The 20,014-nt window shown below is 50.7% G+C and carries 17 protein-coding genes; 1 reads left to right on the forward strand and 16 read right to left on the reverse strand.

Annotation, left to right across the window (positions count from 1 at the left end):
* Positions 1-133: 133 nt before the first annotated feature.
* On the forward strand, positions 134-1,441 hold the full coding sequence (gene nosR / locus L9G74_RS05890) for a response regulator c-di-GMP phosphodiesterase, NosR family (protein WP_238895375.1): 1,308 nt from the start codon (positions 134-136) through the stop codon (positions 1,439-1,441).
* Positions 1,442-1,463: 22 nt separating this feature from the next.
* Here the strand turns inward: nosR and L9G74_RS22290 are convergent, their stop codons facing one another.
* From L9G74_RS22290 to pnuC, 16 genes are all read right to left on the reverse strand, one after another.
* On the reverse strand, positions 1,464-2,798 hold the full coding sequence (locus tag L9G74_RS22290) for a PAS domain-containing sensor histidine kinase (protein WP_275297264.1): 1,335 nt from the start codon (positions 2,796-2,798) through the stop codon (positions 1,464-1,466).
* A gap of 3 nt (positions 2,799-2,801) precedes the next feature.
* Entirely contained in the window at positions 2,802-3,380 is a 579-nt protein-coding gene (locus L9G74_RS05905) for a chemotaxis protein CheC (protein WP_238895376.1), read from the reverse strand.
* A complete protein-coding gene (locus L9G74_RS05910) occupies positions 3,377-3,742 on the reverse strand; it encodes a response regulator (protein WP_238895377.1) in 366 nt (121 codons plus the stop codon). Before L9G74_RS05910 ends, L9G74_RS05905 begins: the two co-directional genes overlap by 4 nt.
* Positions 3,743-3,846: 104 nt before the next feature.
* Positions 3,847-6,894 carry a putative bifunctional diguanylate cyclase/phosphodiesterase gene (locus L9G74_RS05915; protein WP_238895378.1) on the reverse strand — a complete coding sequence of 1,016 codons (3,048 nt, stop codon included), beginning with the start codon at positions 6,892-6,894 and terminating at the stop codon, positions 3,847-3,849.
* Positions 6,895-7,348: 454 nt separating this feature from the next.
* Positions 7,349-8,419, reverse strand: a complete 1,071-nt coding sequence (locus L9G74_RS05920) for a protein-glutamate methylesterase/protein-glutamine glutaminase (RefSeq protein WP_238895379.1) — start codon at positions 8,417-8,419, stop codon at positions 7,349-7,351.
* A 21-nt stretch (positions 8,420-8,440) separates the two neighbouring features.
* Positions 8,441-8,950 (reverse strand): chemotaxis protein CheD, encoded by a 510-nt coding sequence (locus L9G74_RS05925; protein ID WP_238895380.1) that lies wholly within the window; start codon positions 8,948-8,950, stop codon positions 8,441-8,443.
* Between the two features lie 2 nt (positions 8,951-8,952).
* Positions 8,953-9,789: a CheR family methyltransferase gene (locus L9G74_RS05930; protein WP_238895585.1), complete on the reverse strand. Its 837-nt coding sequence runs from the start codon at positions 9,787-9,789 to the stop codon at positions 8,953-8,955.
* Entirely contained in the window at positions 9,789-10,355 is a 567-nt protein-coding gene (locus L9G74_RS05935) for a chemotaxis protein CheW (RefSeq protein WP_238895381.1), read from the reverse strand. The genes L9G74_RS05930 and L9G74_RS05935 overlap by 1 nt, the downstream gene beginning before the upstream one ends.
* Before the next feature lie 6 nt (positions 10,356-10,361).
* Positions 10,362-12,296 carry a HAMP domain-containing methyl-accepting chemotaxis protein gene (locus L9G74_RS05940; RefSeq protein ID WP_238895382.1) on the reverse strand — a complete coding sequence of 645 codons (1,935 nt, stop codon included), beginning with the start codon at positions 12,294-12,296 and terminating at the stop codon, positions 10,362-10,364.
* A 47-nt stretch (positions 12,297-12,343) separates the two neighbouring features.
* Positions 12,344-14,506 carry a chemotaxis protein CheA gene (locus tag L9G74_RS05945; RefSeq protein ID WP_238895383.1) on the reverse strand — a complete coding sequence of 721 codons (2,163 nt, stop codon included), beginning with the start codon at positions 14,504-14,506 and terminating at the stop codon, positions 12,344-12,346.
* A 24-nt stretch (positions 14,507-14,530) separates the two neighbouring features.
* Entirely contained in the window at positions 14,531-14,848 is a 318-nt protein-coding gene (locus L9G74_RS05950) for an STAS domain-containing protein (RefSeq protein WP_238895384.1), read from the reverse strand.
* 11 nt (positions 14,849-14,859) lie between these two features.
* Positions 14,860-15,228 carry a response regulator gene (locus L9G74_RS05955; protein ID WP_238895385.1) on the reverse strand — a complete coding sequence of 123 codons (369 nt, stop codon included), beginning with the start codon at positions 15,226-15,228 and terminating at the stop codon, positions 14,860-14,862.
* A gap of 47 nt (positions 15,229-15,275) precedes the next feature.
* Positions 15,276-16,433, reverse strand: a complete 1,158-nt coding sequence (locus L9G74_RS05960) for a methyl-accepting chemotaxis protein (protein WP_238895386.1) — start codon at positions 16,431-16,433, stop codon at positions 15,276-15,278.
* 341 nt (positions 16,434-16,774) lie between these two features.
* Positions 16,775-17,899 (reverse strand): NAD(P)-dependent alcohol dehydrogenase, encoded by a 1,125-nt coding sequence (locus L9G74_RS05965; RefSeq protein ID WP_238895387.1) that lies wholly within the window; start codon positions 17,897-17,899, stop codon positions 16,775-16,777.
* Between the two features lie 631 nt (positions 17,900-18,530).
* A complete protein-coding gene (locus L9G74_RS05970) occupies positions 18,531-19,259 on the reverse strand; it encodes a nucleoside phosphorylase (protein WP_238895388.1) in 729 nt (242 codons plus the stop codon).
* Positions 19,256-19,993 (reverse strand): nicotinamide riboside transporter PnuC, encoded by a 738-nt coding sequence (gene pnuC, locus L9G74_RS05975; protein ID WP_275297265.1) that lies wholly within the window; start codon positions 19,991-19,993, stop codon positions 19,256-19,258. Before pnuC ends, L9G74_RS05970 begins: the two co-directional genes overlap by 4 nt.
* Positions 19,994-20,014 lie beyond the last annotated feature (21 nt).

Genomic DNA, 20,014 nt, shown 5'->3' on the forward strand with positions numbered 1-20,014 from the left:
TCTTCCCCATCTAACCGCGATTAACCGCTCGAATAGCCGCAAGATAATATGCCGCTATCAACTTGATAATACTCAGTTTACAACATAAATTTAATTTGCGAGTTAAATGAGCAGCTTTCTTAGGGGAAACCGCATGACGCAAGTAGAAAATGAGCCCCAAGCCACGGTGTTATGTGTTGACGATGAGCCGAGTATTTTAAAGTCACTGCAGCGGCTATTTATTGGCAAACCGGTGAATTTGCAACTGGCGACCAGCGGTGCAGAAGCGCTTGAGATCATGGCAAAAATGCCAATCCATGTGATTATCAGCGATATGCGCATGCCGCAAATGAATGGTGCGCAGTTTCTGAGTGAAGCCGCCAAGCTCCAGCCAAACTCTTACCGCATTCTGATGACGGGCTATGCCGATTTAGCCTCCACTGTCGCCGCCATTAACATAGGTAAAATTCATCGTTACGTGCAAAAACCTTGGGACAATGCCGAGCTAGTGGCACTGGTTGATGAAGGATTACAGTATTTTCGGCTAATCATCGCTAACAAGCAGCTCACCGCCAAAGTGGCAAAACAGAACAAACAGTTGAAAGAACTCAACCATAATTTGGAGAATCTGGTAGAGCAGCGCACCAATCAGTTAGTGCGCACTATCAACCAAGTGAAAAGCCTGCTGGCCGAGCGTGAAACCGAAAACAGCGCCATTTTGGAAGTGCTGTACAACATCATCAGCATTAACCCACAACTGAGTGGTGACTACGCCCGTTGTGTTGCCAAAACCTCGCTGCAACTGGCGCAAATGGCTAAGTTAGATGACGGCTTGTGCCATACCATTGAACAAGCGGGGCTGTATTGCGAGTTAGGTAAGTTGAGTTTTTCGACCACCCTGCTGGAAAAACCGATGCATAAAATTGTCGGCGCGGAGCTGAACTCCTACCTGAAACATCCACAACTGGCAGAAGATATTTTGCGACCGGCGGTGCACTTGCAACCGATGATCGAAGTGATTTTGCATCAGTATGAAAAATTTAACGGCAGCGGTGAACCGACCCAATTGGCTGGCCGCACGATTCCGGTAGGTTCGCGTATTTTAGCGGTGGCACGCGACTTTTGGGGCTTGCTGTTCAAGCAGTTGAATCCGCGCGACATGAGCCATGATGAAGCTTACGAGTTTCTCAAACGGCAACAAGGCAACACGTACGATCCTGATGTGATCACCCTGCTGGGCGAGCTGATCAAACGCAATAAGAAAGTCGCGGAAGCTGAGCCAAGCAATGAAGGGCTGACGGTCGATCAAGTTCATGTCGGCATGAAGCTAAAACGCAATCTGTATAACAGCCGTCAAATGTTGATGCTGCCCAAAGGGCATGTGATCACCCAAGATAGCATCGACAAGCTGCGACAATATCTGTTGAGTCATCGCGAAGTGCTGCGCTTGGTGGTGGAATAGCAACGGCGTTGGACTCGCCACGTTACTCGGCAAGATGCGGCGCTGCGTTGCGCGCTTGCTGCTCTTTTTCGGCCACTTGCTGCTCGGTCAGCATCGGCAGCGTGATAGTAAACTCTGTGCCCTTACCCCGCTCGCTGGTCACGGCGATCTGTCCTTGATGTTTCTGCACAATCGAGTATGACAGCGACAGGCCAAGCCCCGTGCCGCTACCCACAGGTTTAGTGGTAAAAAATGGGTCAAAAATCTTATCCAGATGACGCGGCTCAATACCGCTGCCGGTATCGCGGATCGCCACCCGCACGCCCTGCTCGTGACATTTCATGCTGATATAAATATCGCCATTGTGCTCAATCGCTTGAGCGGCGTTGACCAGCAAATTCATAAACACTTGATTGAGTTGCATCGGTTGGCAGTACAGCTGTGGCAACGGCTCATCGTAATCACGATGCACCGTCACTTTATACTTCAGTTGGTTATTGACGATCTTCAGCGTGTTTTCCATGCCATCGCGCACGTCGGCATATTGCCACTCGCTGTTATCCACATGGGAGAATGACTTGAGGTTTTTTACAATCGCCGCCACACGGCTAGTCCCTTCCAAACATTCACTCACCAATTCGGTAATATCTTGTCGAATAAAGCGGTACTGCTGTCGCTCATAAAAATCCGCCTTGAGTTTGTGATAGGCGTCCGGTGTGGCCTTATCGATCACCTTTTCACTAAACTCAACAATTTTCAGTAAATTAGCCACGTAGTCTTTTAAGCTTTGCAGGTTGGAGTTAATAAAGCCGATGGGATTATTGATCTCATGCGCCACCCCCGCCGCCAGTTGGCCGATGGAGGCCATTTTTTCCGCTTGCAGCAGTTGTCCCTGCGCCATCTCTAACTTATTGATCAAGGCGCGTTGCTCGGCGTGTTCGGCTTCCAGTTGCAGCGCCAACTCTTTTTGCGCGTTAAAATACCCAGCCAGCGCGGTCACATCTTGTAAAATCAAACAGATAGACTGTACCTCGCCGTCGACGATTTGCAACGGCACTATCTCCATGTTTTGATACATCAAGGTTTCTTCGCCGGTGATCGGGCGGCTACTTTTAAACTTAAAAATATGCGGGCGATGTTCCCAGTAGGAAAAACTGGGATTGTTTAACACCAACACACTTTTGAGTTTCTTTTTCAGAAAGGAGGCTTCATCTTGAAACAGCTCGAGGATGTTGCGCCCAAGTACCACATCGCTGGGCATATCCATGCGGTCGGCAAAAAAACTGTTCCAATAACTAATATTGAAATCGCGGTCTAATACGCAGATACCCAACGGCAATTTATCAACTAAGGCATTGCATACTAAACTGTCGACCATGGCTTACTCCAATAAGGTGTTGAGGCGGTTGATTAAACTGTCTACCGATTGATCTTCGAGACAGATTAACACCTTTGAGCCAAACATCGATTGTTCCACTTTAAACTCAACCTCCATCAGCAAGGCCGAATCCCAGCGGAACTGGCGCTCCTTGTCTTGGGCGGGTCGATAAGCGGTGGGCATGCTCAGATTGGCCTTTAGCTCAAGCTGTTCGGCAAAGCCCTTGAGGCAAGCACCGGCGAGAATATTGGCGAGTTCCAATATCAACTCTTCGGTGGTGGCATCATCCAGTGGCAACGGGTAATCCATCAAAGATGCCATGGTATCTGTGCCCGATTTCGACAACAGCGCGATCACTTCACCGCGCAACGATCCTAAAAACGATTGGCGACTAAACCAGTAGCGATCGGCCGAGTCAAAAATTTCAGCAAATTCTTCCGGTGTGATGGTGACAATATGGGGAATAGATAAGGTGATTTTGGTTTCGATCAGCTTTGCCAGCTCATTGGCCGCTTGTCCCATAGAGATATTCATTAACTCTTGCAGCACATCACGCAGCTCTTCACCAAGTTTGTCTCTCATATCAGCCCCACCTCAAACAGCGCCTGATGCAGCTCATTAGGCGATAGTGGTTTTTTTAAGAAGCGATAGGCCCCCAACGAGTTAACCAACTCCACCGCTTCGGGCTGAATGTCGGCACTGATGACGATAACGATGGTTTTGTTATGGTTTTCATTGAGATATTGCAGCACTTGAAAGCCATCGACTTCTGGCATGGTCAAGTCCAGAAACAGCACATCGGCGAGGCCCGCCTTGACGGCATCAATGGCTTCTTTGCCATTAGTCGCTTCGTGTACCAGTACATCCCAATCCTTGGGCAACGCGCGCATAACGGTTTTGCGAGAGAACGCCGAATCATCGGCGATAGTGACAGGAACTGACATGGCATCTCCTTTCATAACGAACAACTAACGTTAGAAAAGTATTTTCGCCGAATGCTGATTTGTCAAAGTCGCCACGCTTATACCTTTAGCTATTTTGTTGAATGTTAAGCAGTTACCCCTTTGGAGATAAGCGCATTATTCGACTTGCTCTCGGCCCGCGTGGGCAGATACCGTTCGGCAAACTCTGTCGCGGGCAGCGGTTTGGAGAAATGAAAACCTTGGTAATAATCACAACCGAGCAGCATCAACAGTTGCTTCTCTTGCTCTGACTCAATACCTTCCGCCACCGTGGTTAGCTCCATGGTACTGGCGAGCGAGATGATGGCGTTAACTATGCCCTGTTTTTTGCTGTCGTGGTCGATATTGGTGACAAAGGCGCGGTCAATTTTTAGCGTACTAATAGGAAAATCAAACAGATAAGACATGCTGGAGTAGCCCGTACCAAAGTCATCAATGGCAATAGTCACCCCCAGCGCCCGCAATGCGCGCAAGGTGGAAACGGTGTAGCTAAAGTCGCCCATGGCAACGCGCTCAGTAATCTCTAATTCCACCAGGTTAGCGGGCACGCTGTAACGCTCAAGCAGATATTTCAGCTCTTCAATAAACTGCGGCCGTTGAAACATTGGCAGTGACATATTCAGCGCCACAGGTTTCACATCCAACCCTTGCGCTAGCCAACTGCCGAGCTGAGCAATCACGGTTTCCAGCACCCACAGATCGATCTGCACGATCTGCCCAGACTCTTCCGCTAACGGAATAAAATAGCCGGGCGAAATCTTACCACGCTGTGGATGATGCCAACGCACCAACGCCTCAGCACTCATCACTGCGTTATCAACAATGCGAACCTTAGGCTGGTAATACAGCTCAAACTCATGCTGTTCCAGTGCTTGTGCTAACGCATGTTTAAGGGTGAATTTCTCCATGGCATCGGTTTGCATTTCGGCCGAGAAAAACGCGTAAGTGCCGCGGCCACTGGCTTTGGCACGATACATCGCGGCATCCGCGCTGCCCACCAGTTGGTCGAGTGTACTGCCATCGGTGCCCGAAATCGCAATGCCGATACTGCAACCGATGTTGACGGTTTGCGAGCCAATTTCAAATGGATAGCCGAGTGTTTGAATAATGGCCTCGGCTAAGTCGACCGAACTGATACTGTCATATTGCGCCAGTAGCACAAATTCATCGCCACTGAAACGATACAGTTGCTCACCGGCGTTGAGCACCCGTTGAAAGCGCAGCGCCACCGCTTTAAGCAGTTCATCGCCAAACTGATGCCCCATGGCATCATTCACATGTTTGAAATCGTCCAGATCGATAAACATCGCCACCAGTTGTTTACTGCGCTGATGTGCCTGCTCCAGTAGCAGTAAAAACTGCTCATTGAGCGAGTTACGGTTAGCCAGCCCAGTGAGCGTATCAAAATTGGCCAGACGACGAATATTCTCAGCGGCATCCCGTTGTTCAGTGATGTCTTCCATAATGGCAATCAAGTGCTCAATCTCGCCTTGGCTATTGCGCACCACCGAGATCGTGCCGCGTTGCAGATAAAGCTTGCCGCTTTTTTTCTTATTCCAAAATTCGCCCGACCAATTGCCACGTTCCAGCAAACATTGCCATAACTCTTGATAAAAATGCGGCTCTTGTCGCCCTGACTTCAAAATCCGCGGGTTGATGCCAATCACCTCCGCCGCGCTATAACCAGTGATGCGGCTAAACGCCGGATTCACTTTAATGATGTGACCACGAGGATCGGTGATCACAATCGACTCGTGACCATACTCAAACACTTCGTTGATCAAACTCAGTTGCTGGCGGCTATCAATCGCATCTAAGGCGAAGGTGATATTTTTCGCCAAACGTTCAAACAAGGTTTGCACAGCATCATCAAACTCAAAACCGGTCGAATCAAACAGACTCAGCAAGGCATATAGCTGACCCTGTTTATAAATGGGATAGGCATAGACTTGATCGAAACGACAACGGCGTTGGCATTGGTGACACAGCGGCGCCGAGTCAAAGCGGCCAAAACCCGCGTGCTGTTTAAGTCGTTCGGGGTCGAGTTGTAAGGTTAGGCCGCTTTCCAAACATTGGTTCATCGGGTAAATATACAGCTGCGATAGCTGCACGATTTGCGATTCACTGTTAGGCGCTTGGCGAAAACTGCACACGCCGATACTGGTTTGCTCCACGCCAATTTTGTGGGTAACAATGCGGCAGACTTTTTCAAACACTTCCGCTTCAGAATAGTTATCGCCCACCATCTCTTGGTTAATTGAGCTAAGCGCCTCATACATTCGCTTGCTGCGGCGGATACGCATCAAACTGCGGTTACGTTCACTCAGCAGCGCAGTAATCAACAGGTTGAGGGTGTGGATGGCAATAATCAGCAGCGACAACAACAAGTAGTTACGGATTTCCAACGCGACGCTGGTACTGCCTTGCATCCGTTGTAACAGCAACAGCGCCAGCAAGCCGTTAGAGGTCAGCAGCCATGCATTAAAACGCAATGAAAAAAACGCGGCAAAGATGCCGTACAGCGGCACAAACACAAAACTTTCTGGCGGCACGCCATAAGTTATCACCCATTGCTGATTGAAAATCGCAAAGGTGAGCGCGCCCGTTGCCAGCCATGCCAGCACCGCAATGACGGGAAAGCGTGTAGCTTTATGTTGCTCGGCACCAACCAGTAAGATCACCGAACTAAATAGCACCGCCGCCAGCGACAGGTTACTGAACCAGTAGGCCCAAGCAAGATGGAATTCAAGTTGGGCATGGTTTAACACCACGGCGGGAATATTTGCCAGAAACGCACTGGGCAGCAGACAGCCCAACAGCAGATATTTAAACGCCACGTCCATGCGTTCAAAATTCAACGAGTCGAGCTGAAAGATGCGAAACAGAAAGAAGCCCACGCCACCCTGCAACCAAAACGTCAGTGCGATCAACACTGCATCGGCCAATGGCTGCTGATAAAGGGTCCATTGGCAGGCGACACTGAGCAGCAACATGCCGACGATAAACGGCACATCGTGCTTCATCTGTCGCGGTACCATCAACAAGGCCGAACACAAGATGGCGCCACTGGCATCGAGAGGAATTAATTGGTGGGGTGACGCAAATGCTGACGCTAAAAAGAGGGTTACTAGCACATACAGTAACAACCATATAGTGCGGTACTGACTAAAAAGCTGCGTTATTCTTGTTGTTAGCTCGCCCACATCGCATCCCTAATCGATAGTTGTTAGCGCACATTTATTGATTAACGAGTCGTTTACCCTACTCGCTCCATCGTTATATAAATATCACCATAGCGATAGCTATGTGACAACTTTGTTGATGGTGGCAACTTATTGCTGAAACTTAAGAAATTTATGCTATGAGATATTTAGACTTAGCTCAATTACTTGTCAGCATGATTTACAGAAATGTAAATCAGATCACGTAAATAGCTTAGGAGCAGTTAACCTTTGCTGGTTGTTTTTGCTGTAGGCAGAGCGTGATTTAGGCAAGACAGCTGCTATGCCAAGTCGTTATTTTCCACCAACCGCCCCTAACGGCGTATTGGACTTTAGTGTTTGATTTTACAGTGGTCCGCTGCGGGTTTTATAGCTCGGTAATATCGCGGGCAACATCATCGAGGGCAATAATTCTGCTGGCGGCGTCCAGTTCTATCGCCTCTTTGGGCATACCAAACACCACACAACTGGCTTCATCTTGGGCAATGGTTTCGGCGCCCGCTTGGCGCATTTCCAGCAACCCACGGGCACCATCATCGCCCATGCCGGTGAGAATATAGCCGGCCGCATCTTTGGCGGCGATTTTCGCCACCGAGCGGAACAGCACATCAACCGCAGGTTTGTGGCGGTTAACGAGCGGGCCATCAATCACATTGACAGCATAACGGCCGTTGATTCTGGCAAGCTGCATGTGGCGCCCGCCGGGGGCAATCAATGCGCGTCCGGGCAATACCAGATCGCGGTCTTCCGCCTCTTTCACTTCAATCTGGCACAGCGAATTTAACCGCTGGGCGAACATGGCGGTAAACTTTTCTGGCATGTGCTGCACAATCACAATGCCCGGCACATCAACCGGTAACGCCACCAAAATCCGCTCTAATGCTTGCGTGCCGCCGGTGGAGGTGCCAATAGCCACAATATTACGTTTGTGGTGGCGCGGTAACGACGAGTTCGCCGCTAAGCTAGGTTTAACACTCGGTGGTTTACTGACTGTACGCACAATATTTTTCAGGCGGGCAGAAGCCGCCGCTTTAACCACGCTGACCACATCATTGGCACTGTCGAGCAAAAAGCCTTTCAGTCCCATCTTGGGTTTCGTGATCACCCCAAAAGCACCGAGCGACATCGCCTTCATGGTAACATCTGCGCCCTGCTCTGCCAGCGTGGAGCAGATAATCACCGGCGTGGGGCGCTGCTGCATAATCTGTTTCAGAAACGTCAGCCCATCCATGCGCGGCATTTCAATATCGAGCACAATCACATCAGGCCAGTCTTTCTCCATACGGCGCATAGCAAAAATCGGGTCAGCCACTGAGCTGACACTGGCAATGGCTTTATCCGCTTGCAGCAGCTCGCTCATCACCTGTCGCACCACCGCAGAATCGTCCACTATCAGCACATTAAGACCGCGACCTGTACCCGCTGTTTCTACCACCATAGCGCCTTCCGTTAACCCCAATTAACTGTACTGACCATATTGCACCCAAACATTGCCGCTCGCTAATTCGAAATGTACCTTGCGATAACGTCTGCCGCCGACATCTTCCGCTTTGATGGTAAAGCCCGCAGCAATTAATTGGGTGCGCCCAAAACGCACATTGGCGTCAGCCACATTCAACTCAGGATTGAGCCGATCGGTGAGACGCATCACATGCCCACCGCCAAATAACTTCACCTGAAATGCCGAGGGCTTATGCCCAGTAGTGGCAATACGCTGTAAAAAAAACTCTATGACATCAGTGCCATAGTAGCCCTGCGGATGATGCGCGTTCTTACAAAACTGCTGCCGTTCTGGTAACAAGTAATGGCACATACCACCAATCTTGTCGCGCGGATGCCAAAAGGTCATCGCCACGCACGATCCCAGTAAAGTATGTACCACTAACTCAGAGCATTGCTGCTCAAAATGCAACTCACCGGGCTGCAGTGAAATGCGTTTAAATCCTTGGTCACCGGGAAAGCCACGCATACTCACGCCACCAAATAGATGGATGGCCGTATTAGCGTCAGTTGGTTAGCAATACCGTTTAAACTCTCTGCATGGCCTATCAATAAATAGCTGCCCGGCTTCATCTGCCGCTGCACATTGGCGATCACCCGCTCTTTGGAAGCAACATCGAAATAGATCATCACGTTGCGCAAAAAAACCAAATCAAATTGGCCCAGATCAGGCGGTAACTGCTGCAGATTGGCCTGCCGAAAACTCACATTGCGGCGTAACTCTTTGGCAATTTTAAAGGTGCCCGCCTTACTGCCGGTGCCTTTTAAACAAAACTGATGTAACTGCGCTTTGGGAATATTGTCAGCTCGCAGCATCGGGTAAATAGCGCTGCGGGCCTTCGTTACCACCTCTTCATTGATATCGGTACCGACAATTTCCCAAGCGCCGTTGTGATGCTGCGCCAAGGTCATTGCCAACGAGTAGGCCTCCTCCCCGGTGGAACTCGCAGCGCTCCAGCAACGCATTTTGCGTCCCGACTTTAGCGGTAACACCACTTCACGGATAAAATCGAAATGGGCAATTTCGCGAAAGAAAAAGGTCTCATTGGTGGTCAGCAGATTGATCGCATTTTGCCGCTCGGTGGCCGATAGCGGGTGTTTGGCATTAGTGATCATGTCGATATATTGCTGAAAACTGATGAGTTGTAGCTCGCGCAGTCGGCCACTGAGGCGGCTCGACACTAACGCCTTTTTGCTGTCGGTCAGCCGAATGCCAGCAGCGAGATACACCCAGCGACTAATCTGCTCGAACTCTTTATCCAGCAGATTAATCTGGGCATAAACAGGCTCCTGCGCTGGTTTGGCCATCACGGTGCCAACCCCTCTTGTTCCGCCAGCTCGCGCACTTGCTCAACCATCGCCATTTCGGCAATCGACAACACTTTATCCTCGGCCAAAATCACCACAAAATCGTCGTCGATTTTGCCCATAGCGCGAATAAAATCGGTACGAATGGCGGCGCCGAAGCTGGGCGCGTTACGCAGATTGTCGCTGGTGATTTCCAGCACCTCAGACACACTGTCGACCATCACGCCAATCACTTGGGCGCTGTCGTCACTACTGACTTCCACAATCACAATACAGGTGCGCCGAGTGACATTGTTCGCCGCCAGCCCAAAACGCCGTGCCAAATTCACCACTGGGATCACCTCGCCACGCAGGTTGATCACCCCTTCAATAAACTCCGGCATCATCGGTACTTTGGTGACTTTGCCGTACTCCAAAATCTCCTTCACATGCAGAATGCCAAAGGCGTACAACTCCTGATTCAATGAGAAGGTAAGGTATTGCGAACTCTCGTCAAAATTGGCGTAATCCAATTCGCTCAGCGCTTGATTGGCAGGCACTATTTTGCTGTTTTTTGCTGTCATCATCGCCTCCTAAAATCTGACGAACTCTCCGTCATCGTCGTCCGCCTCAGCACTGCGGCTAACGGGGGTTGGCGATGCTGCGGCGGCTTTGCGCGCAGGCCGCGGCCGTGAATGTGCCGTTTTGAAGAAGGTCATCAACTGTTGCAGTTGCTGGGCTTGGCTGCTCATCTCTTCGGCGGTGGAGGCTAACTCTTCCGATGCCGAGGCGCTTTGCTGGGTAATACTATTGAGCTGTTCCATGGCTTGATTGATCTGCGTCGCGCCGGTGGATTGCTCAACCGAGGCGGCACTGATCTCTTGCACTAGATCGGAAGTGCGTTCAATCGATGGCACCATCTCTTGCAGTAATTTGCCCGCTTGCTCAGCTAAACCGACGCTGTTTTTGGCGACCTCGCCGATCTCTTGTGAGGCGATTTGGCTACGCTCGGCCAATTTGCGCACCTCGGCGGCCACCACGGCAAAGCCTTTACCATGCTCACCAGCGCGGGCCGCTTCAATGGCAGCGTTCAGCGCCAACAGGTTAGTTTGATAGGCAATATCGTCGATGATGCCGATCTTCTCGGCGATCGATTTCATCGCCGCCACCGTTTTTTCCACCGCATTGCCGCCTTCGCGGGCTTCTTTGGCGGCCTTAGCGGCCATGCCATCGGTCACGCGGGCGTTATCGGTATTTTGCTCAATAGAGGCCGACATCTGCTCAACTGATGAGGTCGTTTCTTCAACGCTGGCGGCTTGTTCACTGGCGCCCTGGCTCAAAGATTGTGAAGTCGCGGAGACTTCCTCAGAGGCCGAAGCCAAGGCATCACTGGCGCTGTTAACATCACCGACAATTTGCGATAAACGCCGCACCATGTTTTGAATATTGGCGACGAGGCTGGTTTGGTCGTTTTCCCGCAGATCAAACTTGACGGTGAGATCGCCCTCGGAGATGTTTTTCACCAACGATGCAGCGTAATTGGGTTCACCACCGATTTGGCGCAGCACTGAGCGGGTGATGATGTAGCCAACAATGCAGCCCATCAGCAAAGCAATGGCACTGACAACGAGTAACAACCATTGCGCCTGTTGATTGGATTGTTGCAGTTGTGGGCCAAGCGCATCTTGCTGGCCTTTGATATCGGTTAACAGATCTTGCAGCAGATTAGCAATGTTACGGCCACCGGCAGTCAGTCTAGTGTCCATCAGTTGGTTGCGCTGCTTAATGGTCGCCACCACATCTTCAAACGTTTTGATGTAACGATTGCTGGCGGCTTCGAGCGTTCTCAATGTTTCGTGATCAGTGTCACTGGTCAGTAATGGGTCAAGTCGCTTCAGATCTTCTTCAAACTTGAGATGTTCGCTAGTCACCCGCTGCACGTTGTCTTCACTGTTACTGTCCAAAAATTTGACCACATACAAGCGCATTAACAGCAAGTTACGCAAGGTAAGTGCGGCTGTGTAAGATAGCTCGCCATTTTTGCTTTCCTTGGCAGCACGTAACAACTCGGTCATGTTGGTTTCCATCTCTGGGCCAATTTTGTCGAGTTGATCTTTCACCAGCAGCTCGCGTTTTTTCACCAGAGCAACTACCTCTTTAAAGGTCTCGTCGTAGGCCTCTAGTTCTTTTTCCATCTGGCTATAGATTTTGAGCTGACGCTCCTCCACCACCATCTTTTTGGCGTCGGGAATAATATCTAACAGCGCCGCCCAACTTTGTTCTTGGGCAAGCAGTGATTCAGCAGATGGCTGGTTGTAGTAATACAAGGTCGCTAAACGCATCGATAACATATTGGATTGGATGCGCCCGGCTTCCACCGTATTGCGGGCGTAGCTGCGATAGGTGTTAAAACCGCTGTCGGCGGTATACAGCGCATTGAAGGAGATCACTACTGCCAACGTCAGCAGTATGAGCACAATACCGAAACCGCCCCCCAGTTTTACGCCAAGTTTCATATTTTTCAGCATATCTGTGTACCTTCCTTAACCCGCTGTTTGACTTACATTGCTTGCCATTAACGTCGATATTGCAACTGCTCGTAGGCAATCATTGCATCGAGTAATCCGTGTATATCGAGAATGAGAGCCACCGTGCCATTGCCCAAAATGGTGGAGCCACTGACACACCCCACACGGGAGAACAACTTGCCTAATGGCTTAATTACTGTTTGAAATTCGCCATATAAACGATCTACCACTATGCCCGCCGACTGCCCGCCAGACTGCACAACCACTATGCTTTGACGCCGTGGTTTACTGCCGCGGACCGCTAAGTAATCTCGCAAAAATATCAGCGGTAGCACTTGTCCACGCAGGTTGATATACGGCTCATCTGTGCTATCGAGTTCCGCCGAATTCAGCTCCAAACATTCCAGCACGGTATCGAGTGGCAACACGTACTGTTCGTCGGCAACGCCGATAACGAAGCCATCAATAATCGCTAACGTCAGCGGCAAAATGATGCGCATAGTCGAGCCTTGGCCCAACTGGCTCAGCACTTCAACACGGCCACGCAAATCGGCGATGTTGCGCTTCACCACATCCATGCCAACACCGCGGCCAGACAGGTTGGATACTTGCGCCGCAGTCGAAAACCCCGGCTCAAAAATGATGTTAAATAGCTCCTCATCACTGAGGTTGCTCTGCTCATCAAGCAAGCCTTTTTCAATCGCTTTACGGCGGATAACTTCGGGGTCGAGCCCTTTGCCATCATCACCCACTTCAATCACGATGTTGCCCGAGTCGTGATAGGCATGCAGTGAGATCTCGCCGCGCTCCGATTTACCTTGCGCTAAACGCGTCGCTTGCGATTCAATGCCGTGGTCGATGGCGTTTCGCACTAAGTGCATCAGCGGATCGCCGATCTTCTCCACCACCGATTTATCTAACTCGGTTTCGGCACCGGTGATCTGCAGTTCAATGTCTTTACCTAACTCTTTGGCGATATCACGCACTACCCGCTGAAAGCGGCTAAAAGTGGCACCAATCGGCACCATCCGCAGTTTCAGCGCGGCATCGCGCACCTCTTCCAGCAAACCGTTGAGAATCGACACCGACTCACACAAGTTGCCATCACCTAAACTGTCGGCCAGCAGCGACGTGCCCGCGCCAGCGGTCACCAGTTCGCCCACCAGATTGATTAAATGATCGAGTTTATCGGCGTCCACCCGCAGGCTTTTTTGCTCTTTGGCGAGCGACTCACGCACCTTGCTTTGTTTGGTCAGCGCAGCATCGAGCACCGGATTGAGTGAGGCATCGCCATGTGCCAGAATTTCGCCAATCGGCGCCGTCGGCTGTTGCTGTTGTTGCCGCGATAAAGCCCGCTGCAACTCGGCAGCGGTTAATGCACCACACTGCAACAGAATTTCGCCCAGACGTTGGTCAATCTCCGGCATCGACTCGATCAGTTGGATATATTCGGTCAGTTGGCTATTGGGCGAAATGATGTGTAACTCACTGTCTTCTTTAACAAATTCAAACACATCTTCAATTTCTTGTTTGCTGGCTTGTGAGGCGAATTGAATGGCAAAGCCGAGATAACAACTTTCGCAGTCGTATTGTTCCAGCGCGGGAATAAACTCCGCCAGCGGGGTTACCGAGACAAGGTTGCCCAGCGTGCCGAGATAGGTGAGGAAAGATAGCGGGTCCATGCCATCACGGAAGGAGTTCAGCCCAAAACGCACCGAGATATGCCAGCAATCATTACTGACGGCATCGGCCGCCATGCGCTCAAACGGTGGCGGCGTGTTAGCAACTTGGGTAGCTGCGGCGTGGCTGGTTGGCTGCGCATCCGCCGCCAGATACTGTTGCAACTCGGCTAATAGTGGCTCGCCAGCGCTGACATCTGGCGGCTCTTTCGCCTCGGCGGCATCCACCAGTGCGGCGATATGATCGCGGCATGAGAGCAACAAGGACACCAACGCCTCATCGATGGCAATTTGTTGGTTGCGCAATCGATCCAGCACACTCTCCACCACATGGGTAAACGCTACGATAAAGTCGAGGTTAAAGATCCCTGCCGAACCTTTGATGGTGTGCGCCGCCCGAAACACGGCGTTGAGGCTCTCTTGCAACTGTGCCTCATCAATGCCCTCCAGTTGCAGTAACTGGCTTTCCATGTCCTCCAATAGCTCACGGCTTTCGGTAAAAAAGGTTTGCAGTGCAGCATCCATGTTCATCGCACAATCTCCTCGTCCATGGAACTAGGCATCGCCAGACAGCAGCACCGGATCATCAAACCAGTTGAGCAAGCCCAACAGTTTGAACAGATTCACCACCGCTACAGAATGATTCACTAGGCTGAAGGCTTTATCGAGCCGTTGCCGCTCTAACCGCGCCATCATCAGCAGTTGCGCGCCACTGCTGTCGATCTCGGTAACTTCTTTGAGATCGACCACGAGGTTACTGGCTTGCCCGATCAACGGCATGAACGCCGTGGCGAGGTTTTCAATGTCATAGATGGTCATCTCACCGGCAAAACTCACGGTGTCGATACCGGCCGCTTGGTGGTGTGTCAGCATCGGCGCACTCCTTACGGCATGATCAATTTGCCAACGGCGGCCATTAACTGCTGCGGATTAAACGGCTTAACCACCCACGCCTTAGCGCCTGCGGCTCGGCCTTGTTCTTTTTTGGCGGCTTCAGATTCAGTGGTTAACATGATGACGGGGGTAAATTTGGTATCGGGACGCGCTTTGAGTTCTTTGAGCAGCGTTATGCCGTCCATATTGGGCATGTTGACATCACTGATCACTAAATGAACCCGATTACCGGTAAGTTTGGCTAAGGCATCGCGGCCATCGCTGGCTTCAATGGTGCTGTAACCGGCGCCTTTGAGCGTCATGCTGACCACTTGACGAATCGAGGCTGAATCATCCACTACCAGTATGGTTTTACTCATATGCACAATCCCTTCTACTAAATTAAACGGCTATTTTTATGGGAAAACTAAAAAAAAGTGATGCCATCATCTTCCTCTTTGACGCGCTGTTCGCCCGAGTGAATATGATGTTGCTCAATCATGGTGTAGCGCTGTTTCATGTTGCTGAGCCAGCGATCAACGTCGATAAATTTCGCCGCGCCAGCATCGTCGGCTTGAGCTTGCTGTAGCATCTCTTCCAGATCGGTCATGTTGCTGCGGATGGTCTGCAACACTTGGCTAACGCGGTCTTGAAATTGTAGTTCCATAATGACGCCAGAGATGGCGTCACGCACAGCTTCGGTATCTTGCAACAGCACGTTAGATTGCTGCTCCATGGTGGCGACCACCTCGGTGAAGTGTTCGGTCACTTCATCAATGCACTGCTCGGTTTGCTGAATTTGACTGATCTCTTGCTCCATGGCGTGTTGTGCCGTGGCAAAAGTGCGCTCGATGGCTTCATTCACCAAAGCAACGTTATCGGTCATCTTGGTGGCCGTTTCTTGCGAGCGAATCGACAAGGAACGTACTTCATCGGCGACCACCGAGAAGCCACGGCCAGATTCACCGGCCCTTGCGGCTTCAATGGCGGCATTAAGCGCTAACAGATTGGTATTTTTGGCAATCACCACCACATCCGCCGCCATGGCGCTGAGTTCGCTGGTGTAATTTTCTAGATGGCGCATCTGTTCCAACATGTTGGCGCGAGATGCTTGGGTTTCACGCAAGGCTGCAATGGCATCACCAAGGCGAGCACTGTTATCGCGGATAACATCCACCACCTGTTTATCACTGTGACTACCCGCATGGGAAGACAACGCCGCTGCGTGCGACAAACGTTCCGCCAACTGACCAAACAGCGAAGAGAGATCGGCCACCGCTGCGGTCGATTGCTGATCGGCATAGTCGATGTGACCACGCCAGATCGGCAAGGATTTTTCCAACAACTGCGCTAACGGTTTAACGCTGTCATCGGTGGTGCTTTCCGCCCGAGCTGAATGAAGCTGCGCGATTGAGGTGGCAGCATCGGCTTTCACACGTAACGCGCCCCACACACTGATGGCGGCACCAATAGCCCCCGCCAACAGCAAGGCAGCCCATGCTGCACCACTAAGATTAAACGACGACAAGGCCAACGCGATAAGCGTTATTGGCGCTGCAGCAATGACGACCAGCCATAGAACCATAGTGTCAAACTCGATTGATTATTCGTATAAATATCCATCAATTGAGTATTGCAGAACATCGCCACTCTACAAGGCAACTTGTGCTGAGTTTTTCTTTAATTGCTCAATAACCAGAATATTATTAATAAAATTCAGCATGTTAATATTTAAGCAAATACTCAGAAACACCTTGAATGTACGACTATTGTTTATAGGGTTCAGTCACACGAGAGGAGGATGAGACAAGCAGTGCATATCAGACACATCAGCACAGCCACGATGGTCCGCGCTGCGCTGGCGGGTGACGTTCAGGATTAAAAAAGGAAGCCCGCAGGCTTCCTCTTAATTCACGCAAATATTGTTTATTTAGCGATGCGCACAATAGGTTTCAGCGTAATGCCTTTTTCACTATCGGCGGCGGCTTGGTTGATCTGCTCAAAGTCGTAGAATTTCACCAGTTTATCGAATGGGAAACGCCCTTGTTGATACAGTTCCACCAGCATTGGGATGAACTGTTTAGGGTTCGAATCACCTTCTACGATGCCGCGAATGGTTTTACCGCCGAGCAGTACATCATTCACGTCGAAGCTTGCATCAGTACCCAGCTTAGGCGCGCCGACCACACCGATAGCACCGAGCAGCCCCAGTGAATCAATACCTTGACGCAACACTTGTGGGCGACCTGTAGATTCCAGCGCGAACTTAGTGCCGCCGTGGGTGATCTCTTTGATGCGCGCAACCGCATCTTCTTCCAAGCTGTTGATCACATGGGTCGCCCCCAATTCCAGCGCCAGTTCCAAACGTGATGGCACTACATCTACCGCGATAATAGTCGTCGCACCAGCAACACGTGCCGCCAATACCGCTGACAGACCTACCGCACCCGCACCAAATGATACGAAGCTGCTGCCCGGCGTTACTTTCAGTGAGTTAATCACTGCACCAGCTCCGGTTTGAATACCACAACCCAATGGGCCAAGCAGTTCCAATGGCGCATCAGCAGGCACTTTCACCGCGTTGCTTTCTAAACTCAGCGCGTAAGACGCAAAAGAAGATTGGGCAAAGAAGTGGTCATGCAGTGGTTTGCCGTTTGCGTCTTGCAGCGCGGTTTCGCCATTAACGTCAGAACCTTGGAAGTTACGCGGATAGAACTCATCGCAATAAGCGGCATGACCATCAGAACATTGGTGGCAATGGCTGCAATAACCGTAAGTCAGTACCACATGGTCGCCAACGCTCAGACCTTGCACTTGTGGACCTACAGCTTCAACAATACCGGCACCTTCATGGCCGAGTACCGCTGGCAATGGCACAGGGTAGTATTGATCACGCACGATCATATCGGTGTGGCACATCCCCGTGGCGAGGATCTTCACTAACACTTCGTCATTTTTGGGCGCACGAATGCGCGCATCTTCAATCACAAAGGGCGCACTCTGTTCGCGAGTAACGGCGGCACGGATATCGTAAAAAGCGGGAGAACTCATACTGCACCTTCCTTGACTACAAAAAGGTTAAAAGACCGAGCTGCTGACCAGCACACGACTAGGCAACAACAACTGAGCGGACGACGCATTGCAGTAAAAACACTGTGATTGGATTACCCAGCCTGCAACGCGCTTTGTTAACTTGGTCACAAAAATAACGTTGCCTCCCCGAAAAAAACATTGCGTTTTTTCTATGTTACCTTTCTATTTTTTAGAAGTATTTAGCAATTCATTATGTAGATAAGCCATGCTTGCGGCGGCTGATAACCAACGGTACATAACACGGATGGCTGAGGTATTAGGTTATTCACTACCGCTGAAACGCGATATAAAACTTAAAGAGAGGAAATGGGATAAGTAAATAAATTTACAATTAATTTTAAAAGTTAACGGCGTGACTATCACAATGTAGTTTGCCACTAAGCGACTTTAGTAAAAAGTGAAAAACCACTCAAATAGTCAATTAGCTTTTAGTCGTAATGGCTAATATTTAACGATAAGAATTAGCACAAACCGCCTGATTATCACCATGATCATTCAATTTTTTAGGAAATCATCACTAAGTATCGCGTTGAGCAAATACACTTCATTCCAGCGCGACTGCCGCAGCGCACAGCGGCAAGAAAGAGCGTTATACCGCAGTTAAGGCAGACAATGCCGCGCGCGCTGCCAGCAGTTCACCGTGCATCATGGCGCGCTCAGCACCGACATAATCATTGATGCCGTCGGCCACATCTTCGCCGTACATCACCACGTTATTGAGCACTGACGCCACCGCCACGCGGCGTAAACGCCCCACCGTAAACAGCGCGGCGGTTTCCATATCAGCCCCGAGAATGCCCAGTTGATGCCACTTGCGACACACTTCGAGTTCATTGTCGATGTAAAAACTGTCGTGTGAGCGCACCACGCCGCAGTGATGGTTTTCATGTTGGTGTTTCATGTAATCGCACAAGCCATTCACTAAGGCTCGATTAGCCACTGCTGGAAAACTTAACGGCGCATAACTGCTACTGCCGCCATCATCACGCACCGCCGCTTCGGCAATGATCATATCGCCTAAGCCGATATGCGACTGATAAGCACCGGCCGAGCCGACGCGGATCAGATATTTAGCCCCGCATTTTACCAACTCTTCCAGCGCAATCACCGCCGATGGCGCGCCGATGCCGGTGCTGCACACGGTAATCTGCTGCCCATGAAACTCACCGCTAATGCTGGTAAATTCACGGTTGCTTGCCAATGGCTTAACGTCACTGAGCAATACCGCAATGCGATTTACGCGGGCAGGATCACCACACAAAATGACCCGTTCACTCACCTGACTCGGCGTTAATAAAATATGGGGCTGTAGACTCATGAACTCGCTCCTTGGGTAAATGCTGAACGGCTGCCGTTGGCTTTGGCCGTCGCTATCCATTCTCGGGTGCCGTTGGCGGCAATAAAGGTCAAGATAGCGTATTCAATTGCCATGGCGTAGACCCCCTGCGCAGCATACACGCCGACGCTGACAATATTGACCAACACCCACAGCATCCAGTTTTCGACAAATTTGCGCGTCATCAGCACTTGGGCGATCAGCGACAACACAGTGATCATCGCATCCCACAGCGGGAATTCATCCGGCTGCAGTTGTGGCATATCGAGATTGGCACCCAGCAGGTTGAGCAGATCCACACTGCAAGTCGCGAGTGTGGCAAACACCGGATCGATGTAAAGCGCCAACAAACCAATGCCCACCAGCGCCAAAGCAACAATCACCAGCAACTGGCGCCGACTAAGCCAACGCACTTGCAGCGGTTTCCCCGCCGCGCTGGGGTGAGTCCAAGCGTACCAGCCGTACACATTGGCACAGAAGAAAAACAGCTGTAGCAGCAGTAAGCCGTACAGCTGAATTTGGAAAAAGATCACCGCAAACAGCGTCACGTTGATCAAACCAAACGGATAGTTAATGGTTTTCTCTTGGCTTGCCAACCAAATACATAACAACCCAAACACCGTTGCCACCGCTTCAATCCATGACATGGCGTAGCCAGCGCCCAACGGGATAGTGACTAAGGTGTTATTAATATCAAACCAACTCACAATATCCATCTGTTTTCCTTACCGTTTAAT

It is taken from the genome of Shewanella electrica, from assembly GCF_022321485.1.
In the GTDB taxonomy this organism is placed as follows: Bacteria; Pseudomonadota; Gammaproteobacteria; order Enterobacterales; family Shewanellaceae; genus Shewanella; species Shewanella electrica.